This window comes from Pararhizobium sp. P1_E7, from assembly GCF_056405855.1.
This window is the reverse complement of the sequence record NZ_JBFUBH010000026.1, coordinates 23,168-38,675: the sequence shown is the minus strand read 5'-3', so window position 1 is coordinate 38,675 and position 15,508 is coordinate 23,168. Positions and strand designations below refer to the sequence as shown.

Below are 15,508 nucleotides of genomic sequence, written 5' to 3'. Positions count from 1 at the left end.
GTCAAAGCACCGGGATCGCGCCATCGCCGGACGGTGCCTCAATCGCCGTGGTGATTTACCGCGAAGGTTGGGGCTTTACCAGTTGTCCAGGGAATTTTGTCGTTGAGCTCTGAAATCGCTTGGCAAGCCTGCCAAGTATGTCTAAAAATAGTGCAGAATACATATGTGCCCGAAAGATAATCATTTGCAAATACCGGATTTGTCATCCCCGTTTCGGGTTGGCCAGCTCTCCTTCCGAAACCGCGTCGTGCTTGCGCCGATGTCGGGTGTGACGGACTTGCCCTTTCGGCAATTGGCCTGGCGGTTCGGGGCTGGCCTGGTCGTGACCGAGATGGTGGCAAGCCGTGAACTGGTCGGCAACGCGTCGGAAAGCTGGGCGCGGCTGAAAAGCTCCGGAATCGATCCGCATATGGTGCAGCTGGCCGGACGCGAGGCGTACTGGATGGGTGAGGCGGCAAAGATCGCCGCGGACAACGGCGCCGATGTCGTCGATATCAACATGGGCTGTCCGGCCAAGAAAGTGATCGGCGGCTACTCCGGCTCGGCGCTGATGCGCGATCCTGATCATGCGCTGTCGCTGATCGAGGCAACGGTTCGGGCGGTTGATGTTCCCGTGACGTTAAAAATGCGCCTCGGCTGGGACGAAAACACGATCAACGCGCCGTTGATTGCCAGGCGGGCGCAGGAGGCTGGCGTCCAGATGATCACCATTCATGGCCGCACCCGCATGCAGTTCTACAACGGCAAGGCCGACTGGGATGCAATTCGCGCCGTTCGCGACGTGATTTCTGTGCCGCTCGTTGCCAATGGCGATGTGGCGACCCGGGAAGATGCCAACGAAATTCTCCGGCGCTCCGGCGCCGATGCGGTGATGATCGGCCGCTCCAACCAGGGCCGGCCCTGGCATGCCGGCGTGCTTGCCTCAGCGGTTGAACATCCGGATGCCGCGGAGATCGCGGATATCGTTGCCGAGCATTACGGCATGATGCTGGAGTTCTACGGAATCGACATTGGCCTCAGGCACGCGCGCAAACATCTCGGCTGGTATCTCAGCCGGTTTGCGCCGCAACTCGCACCGCAGGAGAAAGCGACCATCATGACGTCGACCGATCCCGCTGACGCCATCGCTAGAGCGGTGGCTGCCATTGCAGCTGGAACCGGCTTCGACGAAGAAAAGGATGCGGCATGACCGAGAAAATGGGCGACGAGGAGCGCAAGGCCGTCGATTCGCTGCCGATGGCGGTGCTGAACGCCATCCAGAATCCTGTCATCCTCGTCGATGAGAACGGCCTCGTCGCCTTTGCGAACTGGGAAGCGGAGGCATTCTTCGGTGCCAGTGCCAACCATCTTGCCCGTCACGACATCAGCGCCTTCATTCCGTTCGGCAGCCCGCTTCTGACGCTGATCGAGCAGGTCCGCGAACGCCGGGCCGCCGTCAATGAATATCGTGTCGATCTGAGCTCGCCGCGGCTGGGCGCCGATAAGCTCGTCGATCTCTATGTGGCGCCGGTTCTGTCCGAGCCGGGTTCGGTCGTGATCGTCTTCCAGGAACGTTCGATGGCCGACAAGATCGACCGGCAGCTGACCCACCGGGCTGCCGCGCGCTCTGTCACCGGCCTTGCGTCGATGCTCGCCCACGAAATCAAGAACCCGCTATCGGGTATCCGCGGTGCGGCCCAGTTGCTCGAAACGTCGGTCAACGATGAAGACCGGGCGCTGACGCGGCTGATCTGCGACGAGACGGACCGTATCGTATCGCTGGTCGACCGTATGGAAGTATTTTCGGACGAACGGCCGGTCGATCGCCATCCGGTCAATATCCACTCGGTGCTCGATCACGTGAAGGCCATTGCCAAGGCCGGTTTTGCCCGGAAAATCCGGATCACCGAGAATTACGACCCGTCGCTGCCGCCGGTCTATGCCAATCGCGACCAGCTGATCCAGGTCTTCCTCAACCTGATCAAGAACGCAGCGGAAGCGGTTGCCGACAAGCCGGACGGGGAGATCATGCTGACCACGGCCTACAGGCCGGGCATCCGACTGTCTGTCGCCGGAACGCGGGAAAAGATTTCGCTACCGCTTGAATTCTGCGTCCACGACAACGGACCGGGTGTGCCGTCTGACCTGGTCCCGCATCTGTTTGATCCTTTCATTACCACCAAGACCAACGGCTCCGGGCTCGGCCTTGCTCTGGTCGCCAAGATCATCGGCGGTCACGGCGGCATCGTCGAGTGTGACAGCCAGTCGAGCCGCACGATATTTCGCGTTCTGATGCCCGCGTCGAAAGGATCGACGGCCGAGGACAGCGAACCACTGACCATCATAAAAGGACAATCCCGATGACTGGCGCCACCATCCTCGTCGCTGACGACGACGCTGCCATCCGCACCGTGCTCAACCAGGCGCTCAGCCGTGCCGGTTACGACGTCCGTATCACCTCGAACGCAGCGACGTTGTGGCGGTGGATCTCGGCTGGCGATGGCGATCTCGTCGTCACTGACGTGGTGATGCCCGACGAGAATGCATTCGATCTTCTGCCGCGGATCAAGAAGGCGCGGCCGGATCTGCCGGTGCTGGTGATGAGTGCGCAGAACACGTTCATGACGGCGATCAAGGCCTCGGAAAAGGGCGCCTACGACTATCTGCCCAAACCCTTCGATCTGACCGAACTGATTGCCATCATCGGCCGTGCACTGGCCGAGCCGAAGCGCAAGCCTGCCAAACTGGAAGACGATTCGCAGGACGGCATGCCGCTGGTCGGCCGTTCGGCCGCCATGCAGGAAATCTACCGCGTACTGGCGCGGCTGATGCAGACCGACCTGACGCTGATGATCACGGGTGAGTCCGGCACCGGCAAGGAACTGGTCGCCAAGGCGCTGCACGATTACGGCAAGCGCCGCAACGGCCCCTTCGTTGCCATCAATATGGCGGCGATCCCGCGCGATCTGATCGAATCGGAGCTGTTCGGCCATGAGAAAGGTGCCTTTACCGGCGCGCAGAACCGCTCGACCGGCCGGTTCGAACAGGCGGAAGGCGGCACGTTGTTTCTCGACGAAATCGGCGACATGCCGATGGATGCGCAGACGCGCCTGCTGCGCGTGCTGCAGCAGGGCGAATACACCACGGTTGGCGGCCGCACCCCGATCCGCTCCGACGTTCGCATCGTTGCTGCGACCAACAAGGATCTGAAGCAGTCGATCAATCAGGGTCTGTTTCGCGAGGATCTGTATTACCGTCTCAACGTCGTACCGTTGCGGCTGCCGCCGCTGCGCGACCGCGCCGAGGACATTCCCGATCTCGTCCGGCACTTCGTTCAGCAGGCGGAAAAGGAGGGGCTCGACGTCAAGCGTTTCGACCAGGAAGCGCTCGAACTGATGAAGGCACACCCATGGCCGGGCAATGTCCGCGAGCTGGAAAACGTCGTGCGCCGGCTGACGGCGCTGTATCCGCAGGACGTCATCACCCGGGAAATTATCGAAACAGAGCTGCGCTCCGATATTCCCGATAGCCCGATCGAGAAGACGTCGAGCCGCTCTGGGTCGATGTCGATTTCGCAAGCCGTGGAAGAAAACATGCGGCAGTATTTTTCAGGCTTTGGCGATGGCCTGCCGCCGGCGGGCCTTTATGACCGCGTCCTCGCCGAAATGGAATATCCGCTGATTCTGGCTGCCCTGACGGCAACGCGCGGTAACCAAATCAAGGCCGCCGACCTGCTTGGCCTGAACCGGAACACCCTGCGCAAGAAAATCCGCGAGCTTGGAGTTTCGGTTTACCGGAGCTCACGGAGCGCTTGACTTGGCACCCCTAAGCGTTGCATTTTCGCCACAATATGTTGCTTAGAAAGCACACGGGTGACCGGCGATTCGTTCCGCCCGTCATCCGCCGGATCTGACCTCTTAGCGTTTGTATGCAGGGAAACGATCAGGTCATGGCGGTCATTTCTTGACCAAGGCGCGTAAAAATGCCCGCTGCTTTCCGATGGAAGCGAGGCGGGCGAGGGGATGCATTTCTGATGGCCGAAGGGCTGATTGCGCCACTGGCGAAAGAAGACGTTGCCACGAACGGGCATGACAGGCGCGCATCATTTGCGTTGCCGGGCTTGCTGCTGGCGACCGGTGCCCTGGTCTGCGCGATCATATCGCTGCTGGTTCTTCTTGGCCTCACCCCGATCAAGCCGGAAACCAATATCATCATCGGTTCGGCGGCGATCAATGCGCTGTTCGTGATCGGACTGCTTTTCCTGATCGGCCGCGAAATCCTGCGTCTCCTGAAAGCGCGCAACCGGGGCAGGGCGGCTGCCCGGCTGCACGTGCGCATCGTTGCGCTGTTCTCGATCGTTGCGATCACGCCGGCCATTCTGGTGGCGATCTTCGCCAGCATCACGCTCGATGTCGGTCTTGATCGCTGGTTCTCGCTACGCACGCAGTCGATTGTCAGTTCATCGCTCGATGTGGCGCAGGCCTATGTGATGGAAAATGCCAGCTATCTGCAGGGGCAGACTGTCTCCATGGCCAATGACTTGGAGCGTAATCGCCAACTCTACAGCCTCGATCGGACCGGCTTCATCGAACTGATGACGCGGCAGGCCCGTGGACGCGGTATGCTGGGGGCTTTCCTGGTGCGGGGGGACGGTTCGCCGATCCTGCAGGCCAATATTCCGACCGAGCGGCCGCTGCCGGCCATTCCGAAGGATGCGCTGCTCAGTACCGTGTCGGGGCAGCCGACCCTCATTCCGCCCGGTGTGACCAATCTCGTTGGAGCTATCATTCCGATCGACAATATCGAGGGTGCCTATCTCTACACGGTGCGCAGCGTTGACCCGAAGGTCATGCGCTCGATGCGGCTGATGGAGGAAAACACCGTCGAATACAAGAATCTCGAAGCCGGACGAACCTCGCTGCAGGTGGCCTTCGGGGTGCTTTATCTCGGTTTCGCACTGATCGTGCTTCTGGCTGCGATCTGGACGGCCATCGCGGTTGCCGACCGGATCGTCCGGCCGATCCGATTGCTGATCGGGGCCGCCGATAGCGTCGCTGGCGGCAATCTGAATGTCATCGTGCCCGTGCATGCGGTGGATGGGGATGTCGGCAGCCTGTCGCGCACCTTCAACAAGATGATCGCCGAGATCCGCACGCAGCGCGATCAGATTCTCGAGGCAAAGGACGAGATGGACGATCGGCGGCGCTTCATCGAGGCGGTGCTTTCCGGCGTGACGGCAGCCGTGATCGGCGTCGAGGACGATCGGCGCATCACCATTGCCAATCCGTCGTCGGAACATTTCCTGTCACGCACCACGCTGGAACTTGTCGGCGAAAGACTTGCCGATGTGGCGCCCGAAATCGAGCAGGTACTGAACGAGGCCGCCAGCCGCCACCGCAATGATTACCGCAAGCAGATCAATATCATGCGCGGCGGCACGGAGCGGACGCTGAATGTTCAGGTGACGCGCGAGGAATCGCATGACGCCAAGGATTCCTATGTCATCACAGTCGATGACATTACCGATCTCGTGATCGCGCAGCGCTCGACGGCCTGGGCGGACGTCGCCCGGCGCATCGCCCATGAAATCAAGAACCCGCTGACGCCGATCCAGCTGTCGGCCGAGCGGCTGAAGCGCCGCTACGGCAAGCAGATCAACCAGGACGACCGGACGGTGTTCGACCAGTGCACGGATACGATCGTGCGCCAGGTCGAGGATATCGGCCGCATGGTCGATGAGTTCTCCGGTTTCGCGCGGATGCCCAAACCGACGAAGGAAAAGGCAGATCTGCGCAATATCCTGAAGGACGCGATCTTCCTGCGGGAGATGGGCAATACCCATGTGACCTTTATTCGCGATCTCGGCGAGGAGCCGCTCGACGGCACCTTCGACAGCCGCATGCTGGGCCAGGCCTTCGGCAACATCATCAAGAACGCGGTTGAAGCGATCGAGGCCTTGCCTGCGGATGCTGTTCGCGGCGATCGCAAGGTGATGGTGCGGTCGCGGTTGAACGAAACGAGCGGCCAATTCGTCGTCGATATCATCGACAATGGTCGGGGTCTGCCGACCGAAAATCGCCATCGTATTCTCGAGCCCTACATGACGATGCGCGAGAAGGGCACGGGCCTTGGCCTCGCGATCGTCAAGAAGATTATCGAGGATCACGGCGGACAATTGGAACTGCATGATGCACCCGCCGATTTCGATCGCGGCCAGGGTGCTATGATCCGTATTATTTTGCCGCCGGCCGGGCAAAGCAGTGGCACTGAAGACAGACAGGACAAGGATACTTCCCATGGCGGCTGACATTCTGGTTGTGGACGACGAAGAAGACATTCGCGAGATCGTCTCCGGCATCCTGTCCGACGAGGGGCACGAAACCCGCACGGCGTTCGATAGCGACAGCGCGCTTGCCGCCATCAGCGACCGCGTGCCGCGGCTGGTTTTCCTGGATATCTGGATGCAGGGCAGCCGGCTGGATGGTCTGGCGCTGCTTGACGAGATCAAGAGCCGCTATCCGGATCTGCCGGTGGTGATGATTTCCGGGCACGGCAATATCGAGACCGCCGTTTCGGCGATCCGCCGCGGCGCCTATGACTTCATCGAAAAGCCTTTCAAGGCGGACCGGCTGATTCTCATTGCCGAGCGGGCGCTGGAAAACTCCAAGCTGAAGAAGGAAGTTTCCGAGCTGAAGAAACGCTCCGGCGATCCTGTCGAGCTGATCGGAACATCGGTCGCTGTCTCGCAGCTGCGCCAGACGATCGAGAAGGTTGCGCCGACCAATAGCCGCATCATGATCCACGGCCCGTCCGGTTCCGGCAAGGAACTGGTTGCCCGCATGATCCACCGCAAGTCCTCGCGGGCCGGCGGGCCTTTCGTGGCGCTGAATGCCGCAGCGATCACACCCGATCGTATGGAAATGGCGCTGTTCGGAACCGAGGGAACACCGGGCCAACCGCGCAAGACCGGCGCGCTCGAAGAGGCCCATGGCGGCATTCTCTATCTCGACGAAGTCGGCGAGATGCCGCGCGAGACGCAGAACAAGATCCTGCGCGTGCTGGTCGATCAGCAGTTCGAGCGGGTCGGCGGCTCCAAGCGCGTCAAGGTCGATGTCCGCATCATCTCTTCGACCGCCTACAATCTCGAAAGCCAGATCGCCGAAGGCGCTTTTCGCGAAGATCTCTACCACCGGCTGGCGGTTATTCCCGTTCGTGTGCCGCCGCTGGCGGAACGGCGTGAGGACATTCCGTTTCTCGTCGATATGTTCATGCGCCAGATCAGCGAGCAGGCGGGCATTCGCACCCGCAAGATCGGCGATGACGCGCTTGCCGTGCTGCAGTCGCACGACTGGCCGGGCAATATCCGGCAGCTGCGCAACAATATAGAGCGCTTGATGATTCTGGCGCGCAGCGATGGTCCGGATACGGCGATCTCGGCCGACATGCTTCCAAGCGAGGTCGGCGACAGCCTGCCGAAGATTTCGGCGCAGGGCGATCATCACATCATGACGCTACCCTTGCGCGAAGCGCGCGAAATGTTCGAGCGGGACTACCTGATCGCTCAGATCAATCGTTTCGGCGGCAATATTTCCCGCACGGCGGAGTTTGTCGGCATGGAGCGCTCGGCGCTGCACCGGAAACTGAAATCGCTCGGCGTCTAAGACGCGCTGCCATCCTGCCAAGACGGATCGTCCATGTCGAGAATTGCCTATGTCAACGGCGCCTACCAGCGCCATACCGAAGCTGCTGTCCATATCGAGGATCGGGGCTTCCAGTTTGCCGATGGCGTCTATGAGGTCTGCGAGATCCGCCACGGCTTCATCGTCGATCTGACCCGTCATCTCGACCGGCTGGACCGCTCGCTGAGCGAACTGCGGATGGCATGGCCGATGACGCGGTCCGCGCTCATCCTCGTCATTCGCGAGGTCGTGCGCCGCAACCGGGTAAGGAACGGCATGTTCTATCTGCAGGTGACGCGCGGCGCGGCGCGGCGCGACCATGTCTTTCCGGCAGCGGACACGCCATCGACCATCGTTGTGACCGCGAAGCGAACCGATGCGTCGGTGATTGCGAAGAAGAACGCCTCAGGCATCAGCGCCATCACCGTTCCGGAAAACCGTTGGGACCGCGTCGATATCAAGTCCGTCGGATTGCTGCCGAACGTGCTGGCCCGTCAGGTGGCCAAGGAGGAGGGCGCCCAGGAGGCGATCTTCATCGATCGGGACGGCACGGTGAAGGAAGGGGCAGCGACCAATGTCTGGATAGTCGACAAGAACGGCCGGCTGCGGACGCGTCACGCCGAGCACGGCATCCTGCGCGGGATTACCCGGACGACCTTGAAGGATGTGACCGCCGCGATCGGGCTTGAAATCGTCGAAGAGGCCTTTTCCGTCGAAGACATGCTCGCGGCGCGCGAGGTTTTCATCACGGCAGCCACCAGCATCTGCTTTCCGGTTGTGGCGGTTAACGGTAAAATTATCGCCAATGGTCACCCGGGTAGCGTGTCACAGAAAATTCGTGAAGCCTTTTTCGACATTGCGGAAAAGACCGCGATTTGATACCAAATCCGGGGGAGCGCTTTAAAGACCAGTTTTTTCAGCGTTCGGGCTATTCAGATCGTATAATCAACCGGTTAAATCGGACCGGAAAATAAGAAAGAAGCGGCGCTATGGCGGAACGTTCTCAGAACTTGCAGGATCTTTTTCTCAACACCGTCCGCAAGCAGAAGATATCTCTGACGATATTTCTTATCAATGGTGTGAAACTGACGGGCGTTGTCACTTCTTTTGACAACTTCTGTGTGCTTTTGCGGCGTGACGGGCATTCCCAGCTCGTATACAAGCACGCGATCTCGACAATCATGCCGGGCCAGCCGATGCAGATGTTCGAGAGCGAAGAATCCGCATCCTGACGGGATACAAGACACATTACCAAACGTGATACCAAATCGGCGTCGATCATCCCGGAGCTTGAAAAGCTGCGTGATGACATGCGCGCTGTCGTCATCGTCCCGGTCCTGAAAAAGACCGGAAGACAGAATGCGGATATCATTACCGCGACCTCGACACGCAGCGACGAAAGCCGGCTGGAAGAGACGATTGGGCTCGCGCTCGCCATCGATCTCGAAGTCGTGCAGGGCTTGATCGTGCCCATAGCCCAGCCGAAACCGGGTACGTTGCTCGGCAGCGGCAAGATCGAGGAGATCGGACATCTGCTCAGCGAGCACAATGCCGGGCTGGTCATCATCGATCATCCGCTGACCCCGGTTCAGCAGCGCAACCTGGAAAAGGAATGGAACTGCAAGGTCATCGACCGGACCGGTCTGATCCTGGAAATCTTCGGCCGCCGCGCTTCCACCAAGGAAGGCACGCTGCAGGTTGATCTCGCCCATCTGAATTACCAGAAGGGCCGCCTGGTGCGCAGCTGGACCCACCTGGAGCGTCAGCGCGGTGGCGCGGGCTTCATGGGTGGTCCGGGTGAAACCCAGATCGAAGCCGACCGCCGGCTTTTGCAGGAAAAGATCGTCAAGTTGGAAAAGGAGCTGGAGCAGGTGCGCCGCACCCGCCAGCTGCATCGCGCCAAGCGCAAGAAGGTGCCGCACCCGATCGTCGCCCTTGTCGGTTATACCAATGCCGGCAAATCGACACTGTTTAACCGTATTACCGGTGCGGGCGTTCTGGCCGAAGACATGCTGTTTGCGACGCTCGACCCGACGCTGCGCCGCATGAAGCTGCCGCACGGGCGCATGGTGATGCTGTCGGATACCGTCGGTTTCATCTCCGATCTGCCGACCCATCTGGTCGCCGCCTTCCGCGCGACGCTGGAAGAGGTGCTGGAAGCCGACCTCATCCTGCATGTGCGCGATCTTTCCGATCCGGACAATCAGGTTCAATCGCAGGACGTTCTGCGCATCCTCACCGATCTCGGCATTGACGAGAAGGCGCGCTCCGAGCGCATCGTCGAAGTCTGGAACAAAGTAGACCTGCTGGATGCCGACGCGCATGAAAGCCTCGTCCAGAAAGCGGAAAACAGCGAAAACACCGTCGCCGTTTCAGCCGTCACGGGCGAGGGTGTCGATCATCTTCTCGACGAGATCAACAAGCGCCTGTCCGGGGTCCTGACGGAATGCACCGTCGTGCTTCCGCCGAACAAGCTGCAGCTCCTGTCCTGGATTTACGAGCACACGATGGTCGATGGCCGGGAAGACATGGAAGACGGCTCCGTCAGCCTCGATCTGCGCATGACGCCGAACGAGGCGGAAGAACTCGAGCGGCGCCTCGGCAACGGCCCGAAGGCGGCTGCACAGGACTGGTAGTAGGCCTTGAAGAGTACATTGACGTAACGGAATGCCGTTACGTCAATGTATAGGAAAGCGTTACGTCAGCTGCCGCTCGATCGCCTTGGCTGCCTGCCAGAGATCTTCCATCCTCTCCAGCGTTGCCGCCTCAAGCGTTTCTCCCGCTGTCTGCAGTTCCGTCTCGATATGTGCAAAACGGCGCCGGAACTTGGTGTTGGTGCCGCGCAGGGCCATTTCCGGATCGGCGCCGACATGGCGGCCGATATTGACGACGGCAAAGATCAGGTCGCCGAGTTCGTCCGCTACCTTTGCCTTGTCGTTCGATGCCAAGGCCTCGCGCAGTTCGGCGATCTCTTCCTCGATCTTGTCGAGGATCGGCTCGGGCGAGGACCAGTCGAAGCCGACCTTGGCTGCCCGTTCCTGCAGTTTGAGGGCTTCGACCAATGCCGGAAAACTGCGCTGGACAGAGCCCAGATGCCCCTTGTTGACATCCTCCGGCAGGCCGCGCTTTGCTCGCCGTTCAACGCGCTCGGTTTTTTCCGCCTGCTTGATCTGATCCCACTGCAGTTTTACCGCCTGTGGTGTGTCCGCATCCGACCGGGCAAACACATGCGGATGCCGGCGGATCATTTTGCGCGTGATCGCTTCCACCACATCGCCGAAGGCGAAATCGCCGGCTTCCTCAGCCATGCGCGCGTGAAAAACAACCTGCAGCAGCAGGTCGCCGAGTTCGTCGCAGAGATCGTCCATATCGCCTCGCTCGATGGCGTCGGCAACCTCATAGGCTTCTTCCAGCGTATAGGGCTTGATGGTCTCGAAGGTCTGGACGACGTCCCACGGGCAGCCCGTTTCCGGCTGGCGCAGGGCTTGCATGATGTCGATGAGGCGGCTGATATCCTTGGAGGGCTGCATGGGGCTCAATTCAACGGAATGGCGTTGTCGTTCTTGCCGGACTGGTAGGCATCGGAGAGCGCTTGATATCGTTTACGGATGCGCTGGTCCTTTGCCCGCAGCGCGGGTTTTGCGGCCTCTTCGGATGTTGCCACCAGATCGGCGACCGATGCCGACCGCCAGAAGGCGTTGGTCTTGGCATAGCCGCCGGGATCGAGGCGGAAAACCTCTTTCAGGATTTTCAGGTCGTGCGGGATCGAGAAAGCGTCGCGCGAATCCTCGTGGCTGAAGAGATAGTAGAAATTGTCGAAGCCCGCCCAGGTGATGGCCGAGAGGCACATCGAACAGGGCTCATGGGTGGAGAGGAATATCAGGTCCTTGGTGTCCGGCTTTTCCGCGCGCTCGTAGAACCGCTTCAGCGTATGCACCTCGCCATGCCAGAGCGGGTTTTCCGTCTCGTTGTTGGTCTCGGCGATCACCAGAGACAGGTCCGATTTGCGCAGGATCGCCGCTCCGAAAACCTTGTTGCCGGCAGCCACACCCTTCTCCGTCAAGGGCAGGACGTCGGTTTCGATGACGGTCAGCAGGCGATCTGCGAGGTCGGAATTCTTCATAAGCTCAGCGCTCCGGTCCAAAGGAATGACGGCATTTAACGGATATCGGCCGGAATAGGCAATGCCGGATGGATCGCTCCGGCAGACTGTTGCCGCGCCGCCATGGCCGGTGATATTTGCTCAATTTATGCTGAAGTCGAGCAAAAGAATATCCGGCCGCAAAGGCATCGGAATTTCTGTTTCTTCAATTTCGGTTATATAAAAGAGATATTCTGCGGTACCTGCAACAGGATCAGATTCCCACGCTATGACTGAGCGACTGACCGTCTTTCCGGCCTTCTTCCGCGTTGCGCAAAAATGTGTGGCGGTTTTCGGCAATGGCGATGAAGCCTTCGCCAAGGTTCGGCTGCTCATGAATACACAGGCCCGGATCGTTGCCTATGCGGATGCGCCGGAAGCGGATTTTGCCGCGTTTCTGTTAGCCAATGCCATCGAGCTCGTGCAAAAGCGTTTCGAGGCGAACCAGGTCGAAGGCGCAACGCTGGTATTTGCCGCCACCGGCGATGCGGCGCAGGACCGCCTGATTGTTGCGGCTGCGCGCGCGCAAAAGATTCCTGCCAATGCGGTCGATCAGCCTGAATTCTGCGATTTCCTGACGCCGGCGCTGGTTAACCGCGCACCTGTTGCCGTTGCCATCGGCACGGAGGGCGCCGGTCCGGTGCTGGCGCAGATGATCCGCGCGCAGATCGACCAACTGCTTTCTCCGTCTCTTGGCGCGCTGGCGTCGCTGGCGCAGGCTTATCGCGACGCCGCCGACCGCGTCCTGCCGCGCGGCGTTTCCCGCCGCGTCTTTTGGCGCCGGTTCTTCTCCGGCCCTGTCGCAGATCAGGTGTCGCTTGGAAATCTAGCCGAAGCCCGCCGTGAGGCATCCCGTCTGCTGCGCTCTGTCGATCGCGTTCCCGGCCATGTCTGGCTGGTCGGGGCTGGCCCGGGTGCGGAGGACCTTTTGACGCTGCGTGCCCAGCGGGTGATGATGGAAGCCGATGTGATCGTCTATGATGCGCTGGTGCCGCAGGCGATCGTCGATATGGGCCGCCGCGATGCGGAGCGCCTATCGGTCGGCAAGCGCAAGGGTTGCCATTCGAAATCGCAGGATGAGATCAACCAGCTTTTGGTGCGTCTCGGCCAGGAGGGCAAGCGCGTCGTGCGGCTGAAATCCGGCGATCCTCTCGTTTACGGCCGTGCCGGCGAGGAAATGGCAGCGCTGCGCGAAGCCGGCATCACCTACGAAATCGTTCCCGGGATCACCTCGGCCTTTGCTGCCGCCGCCGATTTCGAATTGCCATTGACGTTGCGCGGCGTCGCCTCGTCGCTGATCTTTACCACCGGCCACGACCTGACCGGCGACGTCCTGCCGGATTGGGCCCGGCTTGCAATTTCCGGTGCGACCGTTGCCGTCTACATGGGCCGCACGGTTGCCGCGTCCGTTGCCGCCCGCCTGATTAAGGCCGGTCTGCCGGCGGAGACCACGGTTGCGGTGATCGAAAATGCCAGCCGCCCCGAGCGCAAGCTGCTGCACGGGACGCTGAAGGATCTGCCGGACCTTCAATATCGCGACGAACTGGATGGCCCCGTCATGGTCATTATCGGTGATGCGGTTGCAGGCGCCAATTTCGAGCGGTCCGAGCCGCTGGCCGCCCACAAGAATACCGCCCACACGAATACCGGCGCCAAGACGGTGGCGACGCACAAACTGACGGATGAAGTGAGGAACTGACATGGCCGACAAGGTATTGACCGCAAACCGCCTGTCCGACGGTATCTCCGTCTGGCTCGATGCGTCGGGCAACTGGGTGGAATCGCTGCAGGACGCGTTTGTCGCCCGCCATGCCGAAGCGGTCACTGCCCTTGAAGCGACCGGAAAAGCCGCTTTTGCCGACAACAAGGTGGTTGACGTGAATGTCATTGATATTGAAGAAGTGGCAGGCGTCTTGCGGCCGTTGCGTCTGCGCGAGCGCGTTCGCGCCGAGGGCCCGACGATCGATTATGCGCCGGGATACAAGGGCCTGACCGGCCCCCTGCACGCGGCTTAAGGAAAAGAAGACCGATGTACCGTTACGACGAATTCGACCATGCCTTTGTTGCCGACCGTGTCGCGCAGTTTCGTGATCAGGTGACGCGCCGTCTTTCGGGCGAACTTGCCGAGGATGCCTTCAAGCCGCTGCGGCTGATGAACGGCGTCTATCTGCAGCTTCACGCCTATATGCTGCGCGTTGCGATCCCCTATGGCACGCTGAACGGCAAGCAGATGCGCATGCTTGCCCATATCGCCCGCAAATATGACCGCGGCTATGGCCATTTCACCACCCGTCAGAACATCCAGTACAACTGGCCGAAACTGTCCGATACGCCGGATATCCTGTCGGAACTCGCTTCGGTGGAGATGCACGCCATCCAGACATCTGGCAACTGCATTCGCAACGTTACGGCAGACCATTTTGCCGGGGCCGCTGCCGACGAAGTCGCCGATCCGCGTCCCTATGCCGAAATCCTGCGCCAGTGGTCCTCCGTTCATCCGGAATTCTCATTCCTGCCGCGCAAGTTCAAGATCGCCGTCACCGGCGCCGAGCGCGACCGCGCGGCAATCCAGGTGCATGACATCGGCCTGCACCTGAAGAAAAACGACAAGGGCGAGATCGGCTTTGCCGTCTATGTCGGCGGCGGGCAGGGACGTACCCCGATGATCGCCAAGAAAATTCGCGACTTCCTGCCGGAAGAGGACCTGTTGTCCTACACGACCGCGATCATCCGCGTGTACAATCTGCACGGGCGCCGCGACAACAAGTACAAGGCCCGCATCAAGATCCTCGTGCACGAAACCGGTACCGAGGAACTGACGCGGCAGATCGATGCGGAATTTGCCGAACTGAAGAACACCGAACTGAAGCTGCCGGAATCCGACATCCAGGCCATCACCACCTACTTCGCTCTGCCGCCGCTCGTCGAGCGCCCGGAAGGCTGGGCGAATCTTGCTGGCTGGAAGAAGGCCGATCCGGATTTCGCCCGCTGGGTGCAACAGAACGTGCAGCCGCACAAGCATCCGGACTATGGCATGGTGACGGTGTCGCTGAAGCCGATCGGTGGTATTCCGGGCGATGCGAGCGACAGCCAGATGGATGCGATCGCCGATCTCGCCGAAGAATACGCGTTTGACGAAATCCGCATCAGTCACGAGCAGAACATCATCCTGCCGCATGTGGCGCTCGCCGATCTGGAAGCGCTCTATCGCGGTCTGGCCGCCAGCGGGCTTGCCACGGCCAATGCCGGCCTGATCACGGATATCATCGCCTGTCCCGGCTTGGACTATTGCGCGCTTGCCAATGCGCGCTCGATCCCGCTGTCGCAGGAAATTTCAACGCGCTTCGGCAGTCCGGACCGGCAGGCCGAAATTGGCGAACTGAAGATCAAGATTTCGGGCTGCATCAATGCCTGCGGCCATCACCATGTCGGTCATATCGGCCTTCTGGGCGTGGAAAAGAAGGGTGCTGAACTTTACCAGATCACGCTGGGCGGTTCGGGCGACGAGAATACGTCGATCGGTGAGATCATCGGCCGCGGTTTCGAGCCGGAAAAGGTCACGGATGCGATCGAGACGATCGTCAACACCTACCTGTCCTTGCGCAAGGATGCGTCGGAGATCTTCCTCGACGCCTACCGCCGGGTTGGGCCACAGCCCTTCAAGGATGCGCTCTACGGCGGCAATGCCCAGGAAGCGGCCTGAGGTTCA

Annotated in this window: 13 protein-coding genes; 11 read left to right on the top strand and 2 right to left on the bottom strand. The window is 60.5% G+C overall.

Annotated elements, in window-relative coordinates; all coding sequences use genetic code 11:
• Positions 1–163 precede the first annotated feature (163 nt).
• The 8 genes from dusB (at position 164) to hflX (ending at position 10,294) form a co-directional block, all read left to right on the top strand.
• On the top strand, positions 164–1,189 hold the full coding sequence (gene dusB / locus AC1D17_RS19910; RefSeq protein WP_477567059.1) for a tRNA dihydrouridine synthase DusB: 1,026 nt from the start codon (positions 164–166) through the stop codon (positions 1,187–1,189).
• Positions 1,186–2,343, top strand: coding sequence for a two-component system sensor histidine kinase NtrB (locus AC1D17_RS19905; protein WP_477567058.1), 1,158 nt, complete (start codon positions 1,186–1,188; stop codon positions 2,341–2,343). The genes dusB and AC1D17_RS19905 overlap by 4 nt, the downstream gene beginning before the upstream one ends.
• On the top strand, positions 2,340–3,794 hold the full coding sequence (gene ntrC / locus AC1D17_RS19900; RefSeq protein WP_264218954.1) for a nitrogen regulation protein NR(I): 1,455 nt from the start codon (positions 2,340–2,342) through the stop codon (positions 3,792–3,794). The genes AC1D17_RS19905 and ntrC overlap by 4 nt, the downstream gene beginning before the upstream one ends.
• 218 nt (positions 3,795–4,012) lie before the next feature.
• Positions 4,013–6,286 carry a sensor histidine kinase NtrY-like gene (locus AC1D17_RS19895; RefSeq protein ID WP_477567057.1) on the top strand — a complete coding sequence of 758 codons (2,274 nt, stop codon included), beginning with the start codon at positions 4,013–4,015 and terminating at the stop codon, positions 6,284–6,286.
• On the top strand, positions 6,276–7,640 hold the full coding sequence (gene ntrX, locus AC1D17_RS19890) for a nitrogen assimilation response regulator NtrX (protein ID WP_060638306.1): 1,365 nt from the start codon (positions 6,276–6,278) through the stop codon (positions 7,638–7,640). Before AC1D17_RS19895 ends, ntrX begins: the two co-directional genes overlap by 11 nt.
• 33 nt (positions 7,641–7,673) lie before the next feature.
• Positions 7,674–8,537 (top strand): D-amino-acid transaminase, encoded by an 864-nt coding sequence (locus tag AC1D17_RS19885; protein WP_477567056.1) that lies wholly within the window; start codon positions 7,674–7,676, stop codon positions 8,535–8,537.
• A gap of 110 nt (positions 8,538–8,647) precedes the next feature.
• Positions 8,648–8,890, top strand: a complete 243-nt coding sequence (gene hfq / locus AC1D17_RS19880) for an RNA chaperone Hfq (RefSeq protein WP_018325164.1) — start codon at positions 8,648–8,650, stop codon at positions 8,888–8,890.
• 78 nt (positions 8,891–8,968) lie between these two features.
• Positions 8,969–10,294, top strand: coding sequence for a GTPase HflX (gene hflX, locus AC1D17_RS19875; RefSeq protein ID WP_477567055.1), 1,326 nt, complete (start codon positions 8,969–8,971; stop codon positions 10,292–10,294).
• A gap of 60 nt (positions 10,295–10,354) precedes the next feature.
• Here hflX and mazG read toward each other — a convergent pair whose 3' ends face one another.
• Positions 10,355–11,188: a nucleoside triphosphate pyrophosphohydrolase gene (gene mazG / locus AC1D17_RS19870; protein ID WP_477567054.1), complete on the bottom strand. Its 834-nt coding sequence runs from the start codon at positions 11,186–11,188 to the stop codon at positions 10,355–10,357.
• A 5-nt stretch (positions 11,189–11,193) separates the two neighbouring features.
• Entirely contained in the window at positions 11,194–11,781 is a 588-nt protein-coding gene (locus tag AC1D17_RS19865) for a nucleoside deaminase (RefSeq protein ID WP_477567053.1), read from the bottom strand.
• Positions 11,782–12,028: 247 nt separating this feature from the next.
• Between AC1D17_RS19865 and cysG the strand changes: the two genes are divergently transcribed.
• Genes cysG through AC1D17_RS19850 form a run of 3 tightly spaced genes read left to right on the top strand, consistent with a single transcriptional unit; the run spans position 12,029 to position 15,502 of the window.
• On the top strand, positions 12,029–13,498 hold the full coding sequence (gene cysG, locus AC1D17_RS19860; protein WP_477567052.1) for a siroheme synthase CysG: 1,470 nt from the start codon (positions 12,029–12,031) through the stop codon (positions 13,496–13,498).
• A 1-nt stretch (position 13,499) separates the two neighbouring features.
• Complete coding sequence (locus AC1D17_RS19855) at positions 13,500–13,814, top strand: DUF2849 domain-containing protein (RefSeq protein WP_264218946.1); 315 nt, start codon at positions 13,500–13,502, stop codon at positions 13,812–13,814.
• 14 nt (positions 13,815–13,828) lie between these two features.
• Entirely contained in the window at positions 13,829–15,502 is a 1,674-nt protein-coding gene (locus AC1D17_RS19850) for a nitrite/sulfite reductase (RefSeq protein WP_477567051.1), read from the top strand.
• Positions 15,503–15,508 lie beyond the last annotated feature (6 nt).

Bases quoted from the DNA above. Each gene is read 5' to 3' on its own strand.
- AC1D17_RS19905 (WP_477567058.1), top strand. From the start codon at position 1,186: ATGACCGAGAAAATGGGCGACGAGGAGCGCAAGGCCGTCGATTCGCTG.
- ntrC (WP_264218954.1), top strand. From the start codon at position 2,340: ATGACTGGCGCCACCATCCTCGTCGCTGACGACGACGCTGCCATCCGC.
- hflX (WP_477567055.1), top strand. From the start codon at position 8,969: ATGCGCGCTGTCGTCATCGTCCCGGTCCTGAAAAAGACCGGAAGACAG.
- AC1D17_RS19850 (WP_477567051.1), top strand. From the start codon at position 13,829: ATGTACCGTTACGACGAATTCGACCATGCCTTTGTTGCCGACCGTGTC.
- ntrX (WP_060638306.1), top strand. From the start codon at position 6,276: ATGGCGGCTGACATTCTGGTTGTGGACGACGAAGAAGACATTCGCGAG.
- AC1D17_RS19895 (WP_477567057.1), top strand. From the start codon at position 4,013: ATGGCCGAAGGGCTGATTGCGCCACTGGCGAAAGAAGACGTTGCCACG.
- cysG (WP_477567052.1), top strand. From the start codon at position 12,029: ATGACTGAGCGACTGACCGTCTTTCCGGCCTTCTTCCGCGTTGCGCAA.
- mazG (WP_477567054.1), bottom strand. From the start codon at position 11,188: ATGCAGCCCTCCAAGGATATCAGCCGCCTCATCGACATCATGCAAGCC.
- dusB (WP_477567059.1), top strand. From the start codon at position 164: ATGTGCCCGAAAGATAATCATTTGCAAATACCGGATTTGTCATCCCCG.
- AC1D17_RS19865 (WP_477567053.1), bottom strand. From the start codon at position 11,781: ATGAAGAATTCCGACCTCGCAGATCGCCTGCTGACCGTCATCGAAACC.
- AC1D17_RS19885 (WP_477567056.1), top strand. From the start codon at position 7,674: ATGTCGAGAATTGCCTATGTCAACGGCGCCTACCAGCGCCATACCGAA.
- hfq (WP_018325164.1), top strand. From the start codon at position 8,648: ATGGCGGAACGTTCTCAGAACTTGCAGGATCTTTTTCTCAACACCGTC.
- AC1D17_RS19855 (WP_264218946.1), top strand. From the start codon at position 13,500: ATGGCCGACAAGGTATTGACCGCAAACCGCCTGTCCGACGGTATCTCC.